The sequence below is a fragment of the Streptomyces sp. NPDC030143 genome (genome assembly GCF_055573695.1).
Genome location: NZ_JBVIAY010000017.1, coordinates 82,196 through 96,668, shown reverse-complemented (window position 1 = coordinate 96,668; position 14,473 = coordinate 82,196). Strand labels below are relative to the sequence as shown.

The 14,473-nt window shown below is 69.7% G+C and carries 18 protein-coding genes and 1 tRNA gene; 13 read left to right on the top strand and 6 right to left on the bottom strand.

The genetic code is table 11. From position 1 onward, the window contains the following. Positions 1 to 30: 30 nt before the first annotated feature. The 8 genes from clpS (at position 31) to ACZ4YY_RS26635 (ending at position 5,918) form a co-directional block, all read left to right on the top strand. Positions 31 to 348 (top strand): ATP-dependent Clp protease adapter ClpS, encoded by a 318-nt coding sequence (clpS, locus tag ACZ4YY_RS26670; protein ID WP_360962866.1) that lies wholly within the window; start codon positions 31 to 33, stop codon positions 346 to 348. An 11-nt stretch (positions 349 to 359) separates the two neighbouring features. Continuing rightward, positions 360 to 962: a DUF2017 domain-containing protein gene (locus tag ACZ4YY_RS26665; protein ID WP_468295188.1), complete on the top strand. Its 603-nt coding sequence runs from the start codon at positions 360 to 362 to the stop codon at positions 960 to 962. A gap of 322 nt (positions 963 to 1,284) precedes the next feature. Beyond that, positions 1,285 to 2,709 carry an amino acid permease gene (locus ACZ4YY_RS26660; RefSeq protein WP_468295183.1) on the top strand — a complete coding sequence of 475 codons (1,425 nt, stop codon included), beginning with the start codon at positions 1,285 to 1,287 and terminating at the stop codon, positions 2,707 to 2,709. Between the two features lie 134 nt (positions 2,710 to 2,843). Beyond that, a complete protein-coding gene (locus ACZ4YY_RS26655; RefSeq protein WP_468295179.1) occupies positions 2,844 to 3,266 on the top strand; it encodes a M67 family metallopeptidase in 423 nt (140 codons plus the stop codon). Between the two features lie 75 nt (positions 3,267 to 3,341). Then, on the top strand, positions 3,342 to 4,364 hold the full coding sequence (locus ACZ4YY_RS26650) for a LacI family DNA-binding transcriptional regulator (protein WP_468295176.1): 1,023 nt from the start codon (positions 3,342 to 3,344) through the stop codon (positions 4,362 to 4,364). A gap of 100 nt (positions 4,365 to 4,464) precedes the next feature. Beyond that, a complete protein-coding gene (locus tag ACZ4YY_RS26645) occupies positions 4,465 to 4,560 on the top strand; it encodes a putative leader peptide (protein WP_468295173.1) in 96 nt (31 codons plus the stop codon). A 112-nt stretch (positions 4,561 to 4,672) separates the two neighbouring features. Continuing rightward, positions 4,673 to 4,951, top strand: a complete 279-nt coding sequence (locus ACZ4YY_RS26640; protein ID WP_468295170.1) for a MoaD/ThiS family protein — start codon at positions 4,673 to 4,675, stop codon at positions 4,949 to 4,951. Positions 4,952 to 4,967: 16 nt separating this feature from the next. After that, positions 4,968 to 5,918 carry a PLP-dependent cysteine synthase family protein gene (locus ACZ4YY_RS26635; RefSeq protein WP_468295167.1) on the top strand — a complete coding sequence of 317 codons (951 nt, stop codon included), beginning with the start codon at positions 4,968 to 4,970 and terminating at the stop codon, positions 5,916 to 5,918. A 13-nt stretch (positions 5,919 to 5,931) separates the two neighbouring features. On the opposite strand, the gene ACZ4YY_RS26630 is transcribed toward ACZ4YY_RS26635, so the two are convergent. After that, positions 5,932 to 6,426: a type II toxin-antitoxin system PemK/MazF family toxin gene (locus tag ACZ4YY_RS26630; RefSeq protein WP_468295164.1), complete on the bottom strand. Its 495-nt coding sequence runs from the start codon at positions 6,424 to 6,426 to the stop codon at positions 5,932 to 5,934. A 253-nt stretch (positions 6,427 to 6,679) separates the two neighbouring features. On the opposite strand from ACZ4YY_RS26630, the gene ACZ4YY_RS26625 reads away from it, so the two are divergent. Then, entirely contained in the window at positions 6,680 to 7,432 is a 753-nt protein-coding gene (locus ACZ4YY_RS26625) for an MBL fold metallo-hydrolase (protein ID WP_468295159.1), read from the top strand. Between the two features lie 89 nt (positions 7,433 to 7,521). On the opposite strand, the gene ACZ4YY_RS26620 is transcribed toward ACZ4YY_RS26625, so the two are convergent. After that, positions 7,522 to 8,775 carry a PTS transporter subunit EIIC gene (locus ACZ4YY_RS26620; protein WP_468295153.1) on the bottom strand — a complete coding sequence of 418 codons (1,254 nt, stop codon included), beginning with the start codon at positions 8,773 to 8,775 and terminating at the stop codon, positions 7,522 to 7,524. Between the two features lie 141 nt (positions 8,776 to 8,916). Continuing rightward, complete coding sequence (locus ACZ4YY_RS26615) at positions 8,917 to 10,218, bottom strand: PTS transporter subunit EIIC (protein ID WP_468295150.1); 1,302 nt, start codon at positions 10,216 to 10,218, stop codon at positions 8,917 to 8,919. 153 nt (positions 10,219 to 10,371) lie between these two features. On the opposite strand from ACZ4YY_RS26615, the gene ACZ4YY_RS26610 reads away from it, so the two are divergent. From ACZ4YY_RS26610 to rdgB, 4 genes are all read left to right on the top strand, one after another. Then, positions 10,372 to 10,605, top strand: a complete 234-nt coding sequence (locus ACZ4YY_RS26610) for a PTS sugar transporter subunit IIB (RefSeq protein WP_468295144.1) — start codon at positions 10,372 to 10,374, stop codon at positions 10,603 to 10,605. Between the two features lie 83 nt (positions 10,606 to 10,688). Then, positions 10,689 to 11,426: a ribonuclease PH gene (gene rph / locus ACZ4YY_RS26605; RefSeq protein WP_468295140.1), complete on the top strand. Its 738-nt coding sequence runs from the start codon at positions 10,689 to 10,691 to the stop codon at positions 11,424 to 11,426. A gap of 146 nt (positions 11,427 to 11,572) precedes the next feature. Next, positions 11,573 to 11,983, top strand: a complete 411-nt coding sequence (locus tag ACZ4YY_RS26600) for a hypothetical protein (protein WP_468295136.1) — start codon at positions 11,573 to 11,575, stop codon at positions 11,981 to 11,983. A gap of 34 nt (positions 11,984 to 12,017) precedes the next feature. Beyond that, a complete protein-coding gene (gene rdgB, locus ACZ4YY_RS26595) occupies positions 12,018 to 12,620 on the top strand; it encodes an RdgB/HAM1 family non-canonical purine NTP pyrophosphatase (protein WP_468295131.1) in 603 nt (200 codons plus the stop codon). 43 nt (positions 12,621 to 12,663) lie between these two features. Here the strand turns inward: rdgB and ACZ4YY_RS26590 are convergent. The 3 genes from ACZ4YY_RS26590 to bcp form a co-directional block, all read right to left on the bottom strand. Then, positions 12,664 to 12,748, bottom strand: a tRNA-Leu gene (locus ACZ4YY_RS26590). Positions 12,749 to 12,802: 54 nt separating this feature from the next. Then, positions 12,803 to 13,642, bottom strand: coding sequence for an HNH endonuclease signature motif containing protein (locus ACZ4YY_RS26585; protein WP_468295125.1), 840 nt, complete (start codon positions 13,640 to 13,642; stop codon positions 12,803 to 12,805). 304 nt (positions 13,643 to 13,946) lie between these two features. Then, positions 13,947 to 14,414: a thioredoxin-dependent thiol peroxidase gene (gene bcp, locus ACZ4YY_RS26580; RefSeq protein WP_468295122.1), complete on the bottom strand. Its 468-nt coding sequence runs from the start codon at positions 14,412 to 14,414 to the stop codon at positions 13,947 to 13,949. Positions 14,415 to 14,473 lie beyond the last annotated feature (59 nt).

Sequence of the window (14,473 nt, the reverse complement as noted above, 5' to 3'; positions counted from 1 at the left end):
GGTGTGACGATTTCGGTGAGCCGTGGCAGCATGGGCTGTGTGACGTCACCCGCTCCCGTAGAGATCGAACGCACCGAGTCGGCGGAGGAGGTCTTCGCCGTACCCGAGCCGGACGTCCCCTGGGTCACGATCGTCCACAACGACCCGGTCAACCTGATGAGCTACGTGACGTACGTCTTCCAGACGTACTTCGGCTACCCGAAGGACAAGGCCACCAAGCTCATGCTCGACGTCCACCACAAGGGCCGCGCGGTCGTCTCCAGCGGTTCCCGCGAGGAGATGGAACGCGACGTGCAGGCGATGCACGGCTACGGCCTGTGGGCCACCCTCCAGCAGGATCGGAAGTAGTCACCCCACTGATGCCCGGACACTTCGAACCGCTCCCCGGCGGCGGCGCGGCCGTCGCGCTCGACACCGTCGAGATCTCCATCATCCGCTCGCTGGCCGTGCAGCTGCTGGAGCTGGTCGGCCCCGGTCCCGCCGAGGACGCCCCCGACGACCCGCTCGCCGAGCTGTTCGCCGAGGGGCCGAGCGAACCGCCCTCCGACCCGGTCCTCAAACGGCTCTTCCCCGACGCCTACACCGACCCGGAGGCGACCCCGGGCCCCCGCGAGGCGGAGGAGCGGCGGTCGTACTCGGCGGAGTTCCGCCGCTACACGGAGAACGATTTGCGGGCCGGCAAGCGCGACAACGCCCTCGCGGTGGTGCGCTCCCTCGACGCGCTCACCCCGCAGGACGAGGACACCGCCCTGCTGGAGCTCACGCCGGGGCAGTCCCGGCAGTGGCTCGGCGCGCTCAACGACCTGCGGCTGGCGATCGGCACCCGGCTGGACATCGTCGACGAGGACGACACCGACCTCCTCTACCGGCTGCCGGACGAGGACCCGCGCAAGCCGATGGTGATGGCGTACCTGTGGCTGGGCGGCCTCCAGGAGACCCTCGTCTCCACGCTCATGGGCTGATATGTGAGGGTTCTGTGTTCGCTCAGCGGACGCTCAAATCCGGATAACGATCGCGTCACCGGCACGGCCGACTGTGTCCCTTTTGTGTCTCGTTTGACCGCTTCTCCTTGTGTGATGCGCCACAGCCGCGCCCGGCGATCACTATGGCGGGCGTGATAGATCTTCACGACCGCCCGGCGAACACCACCCGTATGTTCGGCCGGGTGCGCCACCGAGCCGGCGGATCGCCGGCCAGGCACAGCTCCAGCAATCCGGGGGGATCGAGACCCGATCCGAGGCCGACGAAGGCCCGGGTCGGCATGGAGAAAGGCGCACCACACACATGACCTCCGCACAGGTCGACACGGAGAAGACCTCCGAAGAGGGATACGAGCGCGGCCTCGGAAGCCGCCAGGTCCAGATGATCGCGATCGGCGGCGCCATCGGCGTCGGCCTGTTCCTGGGAGCCGGGGCGAACATCGCCAAGGCCGGACCCAGCCTCATCTTCATGTACGCCCTCGCGGGCGTGATCATCTTCTTCATCATGCGGGCGCTCGGCGAGCTCCTGCTGTACCGGCCGGTCTCGGGCTCCTTCGCGGAGTACTCCCGCGAGTTCCTCGGCCCGTTCTTCGGCTACTTCACCGGCTGGACGTACTGGCTGATGTGGGTCGTCACCGGCATGGCCGAGCTGACGGCCGCCGCGATCTACGTCAACTACTGGTTCCCGGCCATTCCCCAGTGGGTGACGGCCCTGGTGTTCCTGGTGATCCTCTTCGGGGTCAACCTGATCTCCGTGAAGCTCTTCGGCGAGCTGGAGTTCTGGTTCTCGATGGTCAAGGTCACCGCCCTGATCGGCATGATCGTCATCGGCCTGGGCGTCCTCACCTTCGGCTTCAGCGCCGCCGGCGACACCGCCGCCGTCTCCAACCTGTGGGCCTTCGACGGCTTCTTCCCCAAGGGCATCGGCTCCTCGCTGATGACCCTCCAGGGCGTCATGTTCGCCTACCTCGCCGTCGAACTGGTCGGCGTCACGGCCGGCGAGTCGGAGAACCCGGAGAAGACGCTTCCCAAGGCCATCAACACGCTCCCGTGGCGCATCGCGCTGTTCTACGTCGGCGCGCTCACCGTCATCCTGTGCGTGGTGAAGTGGACCGAGTTCGCGCCGGGCGTGAGCCCCTTCGTCGCCGCCTTCGCCAAGATCGGCATCCCGGCGGGCGCGGCCATCGTCAACTTCGTCGTGCTCACCGCGGCCCTGTCCTCCTGCAACTCCGGCATGTACTCCACCGGCCGCATGCTGCGGAACCTGGCCGACAGCGGTGAGGCCCCCGCCGCCTTCCGCAAGCTGTCGTCGACCAAGACGCCCGCCCTCGGCATCTTCGTCTCCGTCCTCTTCATGGGCATCGGCGTGGTCCTCAACTACGTCGTCCCGGAGAAGGCCTTCGGCTACGTCACCTCCGTCGCCACCGCGGCCGGCATCTGGACCTGGCTGATGATCCTGATCAGCCACGTCCTCTACCGCCGCGCGGTCGACGCGGGCCGCCTGCCGGCCTCGTCCTTCCCGGCGCCGGGCGGCGCGAAGTGCTCCTACGTCGCCATCGCGTTCCTGCTCTTCGTCACCGGCCTCATCGCCTACGACGCCGACTCGCGCGTCTGCCTGTACGTCATGGCCGGCTGGGCCGCCGCCCTCGCGATCGGCTGGGCCGTGCTGAAGTCCCGCAACCCCGAGGTCACCCGGCGCCGCGACGCGGAGCCGGCGAAGGCGGGCTGACCACCGCAACAGGACGTCCGGCCGGAGGGAGCACTCGTGGCGCCCCCTCCGGCCGCCGCTCAGGACGTCCGCCATGTGGGCCGTCCCGTACCGCACCTCGGTACGGGACGGCCCCTCTGCTTATCCTGGCGACCATGCTGACCATCACCCAGGACCTCGTCGACCGGATCGTCGCGCACGCGCGCAAGGACCACCCCGACGAGGCGTGCGGCGTCGTCGCGGGCCCGGCGGGTTCCGACCGCCCCGAGCGTTTCATCCCGATGCTGAACGCGGCCATGTCGCCCACGTTCTACGAGTTCGACTCCGGCGACCTGCTCAAGCTCTACCGGGAGATGGACGACCGCGACGAGGAGCCGGTGGTCATCTACCACTCCCACACCGCCACCGAGGCCTACCCCTCGCGCACCGACATCTCCTACGCCAACGAGCCCGGCGCCCACTACGTCCTGGTCTCCACCGCCGACACCGACGGCGGGGGCGAGTTCCAGTTCCGCTCGTTCCGGATCGTCGAGGGCGTCGTGACGGAGGAGGACGTACAGGTCGTCGAGGCGTACTGATCCGGGCGCCCGCCGCACACTGCGTCTACCGTTTCCCCGAAAGCGCATTCACAACTCGCTCCCGAGGAGACGGTGTTGACGCAACGTACGAACGCACGGCGCCCCACGCTCGAAGACGTCGCCCGGCAGGCGGGCGTGTCGAGGTCCACGGTCTCGCGGGTGGTCAACGGCGAGGGGCGGGTCAGCGCGGAGGTCGTCGAGCGGGTCCGGGACGTGATCGGCGCGCTGGGCTACGTCCCCAACCAGGCCGCCCGCCAGCTGGTCACCCGGCGCACCCACGCCGTCGCGGTCGTGGCGACCCCGCCGCACGGCCGTCTCTTCCTCGACCCGTTCTTCGACCTCCTGTTACACGGGGTGCGCCGGGAACTCGCCGCACACGGAGCCCAGGCCGTCCTGCTCTTCCTGGAGGAACCCGACGACCACGCGCGCGTGGCCGACTACCTCGGCGGCGGCCATGTCGACGGCGCCGTGCTGTTCCCGCTGCGCCCCGGCGACCGGCTCCACGAGATGATCGACCGGCTCGACATCCCCGCCGTCTTCGGCGGCCGCCCCCTCCCCGGCGACCGCGCCGCCCCGCCCGGCCACACCTGGGTCGACGGCGACAACCGCGGCGGAGCCCGGCTGGCCGTGCGCCACCTGATCGCCCTGGGCCGCCACCGCATCGCGACCGTCACCGGCCCCTACGACCAGGAGAACTCCGCCGCCGACCGCCTCGCCGGCTACCGCGACGCCCTCCCCGACGCGCCCGCCGACCTCGTGCAGAAGGCCGACTACAGCCGGCAGGGCGGCGCCGACGCCATGGCCGCGCTGCTGGACCGCCGCCCCGACCTGGACGCCGTCTTCGTCGCCTCCGACTTCATGGCCTCGGGCGCGCTGCAGACCCTGCGCGAGCACGGCCGCCGGGTGCCCGAGGACGTGGCCGTCGTCGGGTTCGACGACCTGACGTCCATCGCCGAGTCCACCGACCCGCCGCTGACCACCGTCCACCAGGACGTGGAGGGGATGGGCCGCCTGATGGCCCGGCTGCTGTTCGAGGCCCCCACCGCCGCGACCCCGGTGGTCGTGCCCACCCGGCTGGTCCGGCGCCGGTCCGCGTGACGACCCGCCTGAAGAGCCTCGTCTCACCACTCGGCCGGATCGCGTCCACCATGTGGGATCACACTCGGGGGGCCCGTCCGGGAATCGATACGATGAGCCCATGGTTGTGAACGACGTGAGCGACAGGACGCCGGGCATGCTGCTCGTGGCGCGGCTGCACGTCGACCTGTGCAGGCTCGCCAGCGCCATCTGTTGACGCTGCCCCTGCCGCCGTACGGCCCGTGAGCCGCGGCGCACCGCACCACCCCGCCGTACCAGCGCTGCCGCGCGCTTACCGACCTGACCACTCCCGACAGGAGCCCTGAGCCATGGCCATCGAGGTCCGCATCCCCACCATCCTCCGCCAGTACACCGACGGTCAGAAGGCGGTGGAGGGCAGTGGTGAGACCCTCGCCGACCTGTTCACCGACCTCGAGACCCGGCACGCGGGCATCCATGCCCGCATCGTGGACGACGGCCGGCTGCGCCGCTTCGTCAACGTGTACCTGAACGACGAGGACGTCCGTTTCGTCGACGGCATCAACACCAAGCTGGCCGACGGCGACACCGTGACGATCCTGCCGGCCGTGGCCGGCGGCATGGCCTGATCGGCCGTCGACCCCCATGCGTTACGACTCCCCGCTGGCCGCGGTGGGCAACACCCCCTTGGTGCGCCTGCCGCGGCTGTCGCCGTCCGCCGACGTCCGTATCTGGGCCAAGCTGGAGGACCGCAACCCCACCGGCTCGGTCAAGGACCGCCCGGCCCTGCACATGATCGAACAGGCGGAGAAGGACGGCCGCCTCACCCCCGGCTGCACCATCCTCGAGCCGACCAGCGGCAACACCGGCATCTCCCTCGCCATGGCCGCCAAGCTCAAGGGCTACCGCATGGTGTGCGTGATGCCCGAGAACACCTCGCAGGAACGCCGGGACCTGCTCGGCATGTGGGGCGCGCAGATCATCTCCAGCCCGGCCGCGGGCGGCTCCAACACCGCCGTTCGCGTCGCCAAGGAACTGGCCGCCGAGCACCCCGACTGGGTGATGCTCTACCAGTACGGCAACCCGGACAACGCCGGCGCCCACTACGCCACGACCGGCCCGGAGATCCTCGCCGACCTGCCCTCCGTCACCCACTTCGTCGCGGGCCTCGGCACCACCGGCACCCTCATGGGCGTCGGCCGCTACCTGCGCGAACACAAGCCGGACGTCAAGATCGTCGCCGCCGAACCGCGCTACGACGACCTGGTCTACGGCCTGCGCAACCTCGACGAGGGCTTCGTCCCGGAGCTGTACGACGCCTCCGTCCTCACCACCCGCTTCTCGGTCGGCTCGGCGGACGCCGTCACCCGCACCCGCGAGCTGCTCCAGCAGGAGGGCATCTTCGCGGGCGTCTCCACGGGCGCCGCGCTGCACGCCGCGATCGGCGTCGGAAAGAAGGCGCTCAAAGCGGGCGAGAGCGCGGACATCGTGTTCGTCGTCGCCGACGGCGGCTGGAAGTACCTGTCGACGGGCGTGTACACGGCCGCCACGACGGAGGAGGCCATCGAGACGCTCCAGGGCCAGCTCTGGGCGTGAACCCCACGGAGCGCTACGCCGCCAGGTGACGGACCTGGTCCCACAGGACCGGGTCCACCACACCCACCCGGCGCCGGAACTCCCCGACCGGGACCTGCCGCAGCTCGTCCGTCTCCAGGAAACTGGTCCGCCCCCGCGCGTCCCCGACGGCGCCCGGCGGCAACGCGATCACCCCGGGCCGCTCACCGTGGTACCTGCTGGTGATCTTGACGACGGTCGCCCGGTCCCCGCGCACCACCAGCACCAGACACGGCCGGTCCTTCGCGCCCGGCCCGTCCTCGTAGGGCACCTTCGCCCACCAGATCTCCGCCGGCCGAGGCCGCCCCGCCGCGCCCGGACGGCGCCCCGGCCGACCGGGCGGCCGCGTCCTGCCCCCGGCCGGACGCCGACCGCCCGGACGCCGACCACCGCCGCCCGGACGCCGACCGCGCCCGTGGCCGTCGACGAGCGCGGCGACGAGCGCCAGCAGCACCACCACGGCCAACGCCGACCACCAGGACATGTCCATGAGGACGACGGTACCGGCGCCCTCCCGCACCGCGCGCCCTCGTGCGCGCCACAAGCGCCCCGTGACCAGCCGAACCGGTGACAGCACAGGTGAGTTCGCCCACAACGGCCCCTGGCGGAGGAGCGACCGGACGTTTTGCGCCTTACGCTCGACGGACCGCACGACCCCCTCGCTCCTTGACCGACCGTTCGTTCCACGATCTGTTTCCCGGTGTTCCGTCTCCTTCGGTTCCCGCCAGCGGAGGTTTCTCTTCATGAAGCTCACCGTCGTCGGCTGCTCGGGGTCGTTCCCGTCCGCGGAATCGGCCTGCTCGAGCTACCTCGTAGAGGCCGACGGCTTCCGGCTGCTCCTCGACCTGGGCAACGGCGCCCTGGGCGAACTGCAGCGCCACTGCGGTCTCTACGACCTCGACGCGATCTTCCTGAGTCATCTGCACGCCGACCACTGCATCGACATGTGCGCCTACTTCGTGGCCCGCTACTACCGCCACGACGGCGGACGCTGCGACCCCATCCCGGTCTACGGACCGGAGGGCACCGAGCACCGCCTCACCACGGCCTACGCCGACACCCCCTCGGCCTCGTCCATGAGCGAGGTCTTCGACTTCCACACGGTCAAACCCTCCACCTTCGACATCGGCCCCTTCACGGTGCACACCGAACGCGTGGCCCACCCGGTGGAGGCGTACGGCATCCGCGTCGAGCACGGCGGGAGGACGCTGACCTACTCCGGCGACACCGGCGTCAGCACGGCCCTCGACGAACTCGCCCGCGACGCCGACCTGTTCCTGTGCGAGGCGGCCTTCACGCACGGCAAGGAGAACATCCCCGACCTGCACCTCAACGGGCGCGAGGCGGGGCAGACGGCGGCCCGGGCGAACGCCCGCCGCCTGGTCCTGACCCACATCCCCCCGTGGACCGACCCGCAGGTCAACCTCGCGGACGCGCGGGCGGTGTACGACGGGCCGGTGGAGCTGGCGGTGCCCAGGACGTCGTACGAGATCTGACGGCCGCGGCACGACGAAGGCCCCCGGAGCGGTTCAGGGCTCCGGGGGCCTTCGTCGTGCCGTGCGGAGCCCTCAGAGCTCCGGAGTTCCTAGGCCTTCGTGAGGTCCTCGACCTCCTCCTCGGGCTCGCGGCCCGGGGTGGGGAGGTTGAACTTGACGATCGCGAAGCGGAACACCGCGTAGTAGATCGCCGCGAAGACCAGGCCGATGGGGATGATCAGCCAGGGTTTGGTGGCCAGGTTCCAGTTCAGCCCGTAGTCGATGACGCCCGCGGAGAAGGTGAAGCCCGCGTGGACGCCGAGCGCCCAGGTGACCGCCATGGAGACGGCGGTCAGGATCGCGTGGATCGCGTACAGCACCGGCGCGATGAACATGAACGAGAATTCGATCGGCTCGGTCACGCCGGTCACGAAGGAGGTCAGCGCCAGCGAGACCATCATGCCCATCACGGCCTTGCGGCGCTCGGGGCGGGCGGCGTGGGCGATCGCGATCGCGGCGGCCGGCAGACCGAACATCATGATCGGGAAGAAGCCGGACATGAACTGACCCGCGGTCGGGTCCCCGGCGAAGAAGCGGTTCAGGTCGCCGTGGACGATCTCGCCCGCCGCGTCCTTGAAGTCGCCGAGCTGGAACCACGAGACGGTGTTGACGAACTGGTGCATGCCGATCGGGATCAGCGCGCGGTTGATGAGGCCGAAGAGCGCCGCGCCGAAGGCGCCGAGACCGGTCATCCACTCGCCGAAGTCGGAGATGACCTCACCGATCGGCTCCCAGACCAGCCCGAAGAAGACGCCCATGAGCGTGCCGACGAAGGCCATGATGATCGGCACCAGACGGCGGCCGTTGAAGAAGCCCAGCCAGTCCACCAGCCTGGTGCGGTGGAACCGCTGCCACAGGACGGCGGACAGCAGACCCATGACGATGCCGCCGAGGACGCCGGGGTTGTTGTACGTCGCGGCTATGTCCGCGCCGGCCTGGACCTTGGCCTCGGTGACCGGGAACGCCTTCAGGACGTTGCTGTAGACCAGGAAGCCGACCAGGGCGGCCAGCGCGGTCGAGCCGTCCGCCTTCTTGGCGAAGCCGATCGCGACACCGATGCAGAACAGCATCGGGAGGTTGTCGAAGATCGCGCCGCCCGCGGTGGCGAACACGGCCGCGACCTTGTCCCAGCCGAGACCGTCCTTGCCGAACACGTCGGCCTGACCGAACCGCAGGAGCAGGCCCGCCGCCGGCAGCACGGCGATGGGCAGCTGGAGGCTGCGGCCGACCTTCTGAAGGCCCTGGATCAGGCCGGATCCCCACTTCTTCGTGGGGGCCGCCGTTGGCGAGGTGGCGGTGCTCATAGACTTCCTCCATCGGGTGGTGGTCTACACCACTCAGTGGTGTAGACCATGTTGTAGCACGATGAAGGCGATATAAGTAACCCGTCAGAACTGCAACCGGAGGGCTACGCTCAGCGGCCGTTTCCGCCCGCCCCGCACCCCTCAGGCCTTCGTGACGTCCTCCCGCTCCTCCTCCGGCTCACGCCCCGGCGTCTTCAGGTCGAACCTGGAGATCGCGAAACGGAAGATCACGTAATAGAGGAGGGCGAAGCACAGGCCGATCGGAATGATCGCCCACGGCCTGGTCGCCAGGTTCCAGTTGATGACGTAGTCGATCAGCCCGGCCGAGAAACTGAACCCGTCGTGCACCCCGAGCCCCCAGGTCACCGCCATCGACACCCCCGTCAGCAGCGCGTGCACCGCGTACAGCAGAGGCGCCACGAACAGGAACGAGTACTCGATCGGCTCGGTGATACCGGTGACCAACGACGTCAGCGCCACCGACAGCATCAGACCGCCGACCTCCTTGCGGCGACCCGGCCGCGCGCAGTGCGTGATCGCGAGCGCAGCCGCCGGCAGCGCGAACATCATGATCGGGAAGAAGCCCGAGGTGAACTGACCCGCGTCCGGGTCGCCCGCCAGGAACATGTTGATGTCGCCGTGCACCACCTGACCGTCCGGCTTGGTGTAGCTGCCGAACTGGAACCAGATGGGCACGTTCAGGAACTGGTGCAGCCCGATCACCAGCAACGCGCGGTTGGCGACACCGAAGACACCCGCACCCCAGGCGTCCAGGCCGTCCAGCCAGTCGCTGAAACTCTCCAGCCCGTCCCCGATCGGCGGCCAGACCCACAGGCACAGCGCGGCGAACGCGATCGCGACGAACGACATGATGATCGGCACCAGCCGCCGCCCGTTGAAGAACCCCAGCCAGTCCACCAGCTTCGTCCGGTGGTACCGCTGCCAGAAGAACGCTGACAGCAACCCCATCACGATCCCGCCGAACACCCCCGGATTCTGGTACGTGAACGCCACCACCGTCTGGTCCACCGTCGCCTGACAGCCGATGTTCGGGATCGCCGTCGACCCCGAGGGACAGTCCTCCGGGAACTGCCGCAGGACGGTGTAGTAGACGAGGAACCCCGCCACCGCCGCCAGCGCCGTCGACCCGTCCGCCTTCTTCGCCATCCCGATGGCCACACCCACGCAGAACAACAGCGGCAGCCCCAGCTCGGCGTTGAGCAGCGCACCGCCCGCCCCGGCCATCACCTTGGAGACGTCCGTCCAGCCCAGCCCGTCGTCCCCGAACACGTCCGGCTGGCCGAGCCGGTTGAGGATGCCCGCGGCCGGCAGCACCGCGATCGGCAGTTGCAGACTGCGGCCCATCTTCTGCAGACCCTGGAACAACGCGTTCCAACGGGCGCGCGCGGGACTGACCGTGGTGTCGGCGCTCTCGGCACTCATGGTTTGGCGACCGCCTGTCAGGTGGTGTAGACCAGCTACGGACGATTTCGTTGCTGTGACGTCATCTTTCGGTACATCCGGCGCGATCGCTCGCAAAGTTGAGCCAACTGTGGGTTACTGCCACAAAGCAGTCAGGGATTCAGGGAGAAGGACATGGCCAGCAAGGCTGAGAAGATCGTCGCCGGGCTCGGTGGCATCGACAACATCGAAGAGGTCGAGGGCTGCATCACCCGGCTGCGCACCGAGGTCGTCGACGCCGCACTCGTCGACGAGGCCGCGCTCAAGGCCGCCGGCGCCCACGGCGTCGTCAAGATGGGCACCGCCGTCCAGGTCGTCATCGGCACCGACGCCGACCCCATCGCCGCGGAGATCGAAGACATGATGTGAGCCCCGGACACCCACCGCGAGCCCACCCGTGAGGGGCTCCTCCCCCGAAGGAGGAGCCCCTCACGCACGACTAGGCTCAGCGCATGTCTCGAATCGACGGCCGCACCCCCGAACAACTCCGCCCGGTCACCCTGGAACGCGGCTGGAGCAAGCACGCCGAAGGCTCCGTCCTCGTCTCCTTCGGCGACACCAAGGTCTTCTGCACGGCCTCCGTCACCGAAGGCGTCCCCCGCTGGCGCAAGGGCAGCGGCGAAGGTTGGGTCACCGCGGAGTACTCCATGCTGCCCCGCGCCACCAACACCCGCGGCGACCGCGAGTCCGTCCGCGGCAAGATCGGCGGCCGCACCCACGAGATCAGCCGCCTCATCGGCCGCTCCCTGCGCGCCGTCATCGACTACAAGGCCCTCGGCGAGAACACGATCGTCCTCGACTGCGACGTCCTCCAGGCCGACGGCGGCACCCGCACCGCCGCCATCACCGGCGCGTACGTCGCCCTCGCCGACGCCGTCACCTGGGCCCGCGGCAGGAAACTCGTCAAAGCCGGCCGCCAACCGCTGACCGGCACCGTGAGCGCCGTCTCCGTCGGCATCGTCGACGGCGTCCCGCTCCTCGACCTCCGCTACGAGGAGGACGTCCGCGCCGAGACCGACATGAACGTCGTCTGCACCGGCGACGGCCGCTTCGTCGAGGTCCAGGGCACCGCCGAGGCCGAGCCGTTCGCCCGCGACGAACTCAACTCCCTGCTCGACCTCGCCGTTTCCGGCTGCACCGAACTGGCCGCACTCCAGCGCGCGGCACTTGATACGGTCCTGGAAAAGTAAAGGGCGTCCCAAAGACGGGCGGCACACACGGCAACCCCGCCGCCCGCGACGGCGTCTTGGGCAGTACACGGCGGCACGCACCACGGCACAGCGCCACCGCCGAACCACGGGGGCCCCAGGGCCTGCACTAGGGGAGGAACACAGCCATGTCCGCGAGCCGAGTACGACGCCGGGGCCGCCGCACCGCCATCGCCGCCGCCACGGCCGCCGTCGCCCTGACCGTCGGCCTGACGACCACCGGCTGCGACGCCGTCAACAAGGCGCTCGACTGCGTCAGCACCGCCGACGCCATCGCCGACAGCGTCACCGACCTCCAGCAGGCCGTGGAGAACGCCGCGAACGACCCGACACAGCTCGACGAGTCCCTCACCTCCATCGAGAAGAACCTCGACAAGATCGGCGACCGGACCGACAACACCGACGTCAACAAGGCGGTGGACGACCTGCGCGACGCCGTCGCCAACGTCCGCACGTCCGTCGACAAGGGCGACACCACACCCGACCTCAACCCGGTCACCGACGCCGCCGGCGAACTGACGAAGGTCTGCACCCCGTGACGGACGGGTCCCGGCCCCCGCGATACTGGGGGCCATGACCCGCCTGATCCTCGCCACCCGCAACGCCGGGAAGATCACCGAACTCAGGTCGATCCTCGCCGACGCAGGCCTGCCCCACGACCTCGTCGGCGCGGACGCCTACCCCGACGTCCCCGACGTCAAGGAAACCGGCGTCACCTTCGCCGAGAACGCCCTGCTCAAGGCCCACGCCCTGGCCCAGGCGACCGGCCTGCCCGCCGTCGCCGACGACTCCGGCCTCTGCGTCGACGTCCTCGGCGGCGCCCCCGGCATCCTCTCGGCCCGCTGGTCCGGCCGCCACGGCGACGACAAGGCCAACCTCGACCTCCTCCTCGCCCAGCTCGCCGACATCGCCGACGAACACCGCGGCGCGCACTTCGCCTGCGCGGCCGCCCTCGCCCTGCCCGACGGCACCGAGCGCGTCGTCGAAGGACACCTGAGGGGCGTCCTGCGCCATGCCCCCGCCGGCACGAACGGCTTCGGCTACGACCCGATCCTCCAGCCGGAGGGAGAGAGGCGCACCTGCGCGGAGCTCACGGCGCAGGAGAAGAACGCGATCAGCCACCGGGGCAAGGCGTTCCGGGCGTTGGTGCCGGTGGTGCGGGAGCTGCTGGGCTGAGACGTGCGAAGGGGCCGCCCTGGCGGACGGCCCCTCGTCTGCGTGCGGCCGGTGGGACTCGAACCCACACGGGTGTGAACCCACTGGGACCTAAACCCAGCATGACTGCCAAATTCCATCACGGCCGCTCATAAACGGTCATCCTGTCCGACCGGCGGCACTCAGTGTACGGGGGCGGGAGGTCAGCAGGCGAGCAGGTCGGTCTTCTTCCGCCGGCACCAGGTCTCCGTGAGCGCATGGCAATTGGGGCAGAGGTAGCGCAGGTTCTCCCGGCGGTTGTCCCTCCAGTCCCCGTTGACATGGTCGATCTGCAAGGTGATCGGGCGCCCGCGCCATTCACCGGTGTTGCCGCACTCCGCACATGCGTAGGGCTCTCCGACCTCGACGAGAGCTCGGTGCAACTGGGTCCTGTTCGTTCGACCGGCGTGTTCCGGCAGGACGACCAGCACCCGATGGGCGGTCGACGGGGGCGCCGGGCGTTCCGGCCGCCCCCAGGACTGGCGCTTGAAGTGGCTGGTGTCGAGACCGAGGCGGGAAGCGGCGCGACGTACGCGCCGGTGGTTGGTGTCGGTGACGGCCAGCCCCAGACCCCGCATGACGTCGGCGTAGCTGGTGGAGACCCTTACCAGGCTTCTCAGCCGGTCCTCGGGGATCGTGGCGCGGCGATGGGAGAAGTGACTGATGTCGACACCCTGGCGCGTCAGCAGGCGGCCGAGCGTCGCGCGTGAACGACTGTCGTCGGGAACGCCCAGCGCACGGGCCAGACCGCGCACGCTCGTTGCCGCGGCCGCGGCTGTCCGCAGTTCCTCCGCGCTGAACGGCAGGTCCGGTTCGGGGCGGTCCATCCCGGGGAAGTGGGTGACGTCGATGCCCGCCGCGATGATGCGGCGGCGGATGTGGGAGAGCGTTCCCGTGGCGGGGGTGGCACCCAGTTTCAGGGCCACTTCGCGCAGCGACGAGGAGGAGGCGGCGGCTTCCGCGAGGGCGCTGTCGGGGTACTTGCGCCACGGACTGCGCCTCACGAAGTGACTCGTGTCCAATCCGTGGCGCCTCACCTGCTCCTGCAGGACGCGCCGTTGACCTCCACTCGTGGAGAGGCCGAGCCGCCGCATCAGATCGGTCCAGTTGCGCGCTCCGGCGACCTCCGGCGCGAGTCTTTCCCTGCTGTACGCGTCCGTCCCCATCGGTCCCCTCCGTTTCCGGCCACCTGTTCGTGGCTCGTACGGAGTAACGAACCGTCCGTCCGGGCGTCACGCTGAACCGCCGGGACGTGTGGAGCGGCCCGGGCCGGGTGCCGGTGCGGGCCGCTCCGGGGGGGGTGGGAGGTCAGATCCCCAGGTCCTTGATGATCTTGGCGACGTGGCCGGTGGCGCGGACGTTGTAGAGGGCCCGTTCGACCTTGCCCTGCTCGTCCACGACGATCGTGGAGCGGATGACGCCCAGGTACGTCTTGCCGTAGTTTTTCTTCTCGCCGAAGGCGCCGTAGGCGTCGAGGACCTTCTTGTCGGGGTCGGCCAGGAGGGTGACCTGCAAGGACTCCTTCTCGCGGAACTTGCCCAGCTTCTCGGGGCTGTCCGGGGAGATGCCGATCACGTCGTACCCGGCGCCGGCCAGCAGGTCGAGGTTGTCGGTGAAGTCGCAGGCCTGCTTGGTGCAGCCGGGGGTCAGCGCCGCCGGGTAGAAGTAGACGATGACCTTGCGGCCCTTGTGGTCCGACAGGGACACCTCGTTGCCGTCGGCGTCGGGGAGGGTGAAGGCGGGGGCCACGTCCCCGGGCTGGAGTCGCTCGCTCATCGCACCAGCGTAACCGGGGGTCCTGACAGTGCGGCCGCACGGGGAACTGACAGACTGTC

Bases quoted from the DNA above. Each gene is read 5' to 3' on its own strand.
- clpS (WP_360962866.1), top strand. From the start codon at position 31: ATGGGCTGTGTGACGTCACCCGCTCCCGTAGAGATCGAACGCACCGAG.
- ACZ4YY_RS26665 (WP_468295188.1), top strand. From the start codon at position 360: ATGCCCGGACACTTCGAACCGCTCCCCGGCGGCGGCGCGGCCGTCGCG.
- ACZ4YY_RS26660 (WP_468295183.1), top strand. From the start codon at position 1,285: ATGACCTCCGCACAGGTCGACACGGAGAAGACCTCCGAAGAGGGATAC.
- ACZ4YY_RS26655 (WP_468295179.1), top strand. From the start codon at position 2,844: ATGCTGACCATCACCCAGGACCTCGTCGACCGGATCGTCGCGCACGCG.
- ACZ4YY_RS26645 (WP_468295173.1), top strand. From the start codon at position 4,465: ATGGTTGTGAACGACGTGAGCGACAGGACGCCGGGCATGCTGCTCGTG.
- ACZ4YY_RS26640 (WP_468295170.1), top strand. From the start codon at position 4,673: ATGGCCATCGAGGTCCGCATCCCCACCATCCTCCGCCAGTACACCGAC.
- ACZ4YY_RS26635 (WP_468295167.1), top strand. From the start codon at position 4,968: ATGCGTTACGACTCCCCGCTGGCCGCGGTGGGCAACACCCCCTTGGTG.
- ACZ4YY_RS26630 (WP_468295164.1), bottom strand. From the start codon at position 6,426: ATGGACATGTCCTGGTGGTCGGCGTTGGCCGTGGTGGTGCTGCTGGCG.
- ACZ4YY_RS26625 (WP_468295159.1), top strand. From the start codon at position 6,680: ATGAAGCTCACCGTCGTCGGCTGCTCGGGGTCGTTCCCGTCCGCGGAA.
- ACZ4YY_RS26620 (WP_468295153.1), bottom strand. From the start codon at position 8,775: ATGAGCACCGCCACCTCGCCAACGGCGGCCCCCACGAAGAAGTGGGGA.
- ACZ4YY_RS26615 (WP_468295150.1), bottom strand. From the start codon at position 10,218: ATGAGTGCCGAGAGCGCCGACACCACGGTCAGTCCCGCGCGCGCCCGT.
- ACZ4YY_RS26610 (WP_468295144.1), top strand. From the start codon at position 10,372: ATGGCCAGCAAGGCTGAGAAGATCGTCGCCGGGCTCGGTGGCATCGAC.
- rph (WP_468295140.1), top strand. From the start codon at position 10,689: ATGTCTCGAATCGACGGCCGCACCCCCGAACAACTCCGCCCGGTCACC.
- ACZ4YY_RS26600 (WP_468295136.1), top strand. From the start codon at position 11,573: ATGTCCGCGAGCCGAGTACGACGCCGGGGCCGCCGCACCGCCATCGCC.
- rdgB (WP_468295131.1), top strand. From the start codon at position 12,018: ATGACCCGCCTGATCCTCGCCACCCGCAACGCCGGGAAGATCACCGAA.
- bcp (WP_468295122.1), bottom strand. From the start codon at position 14,414: ATGAGCGAGCGACTCCAGCCCGGGGACGTGGCCCCCGCCTTCACCCTC.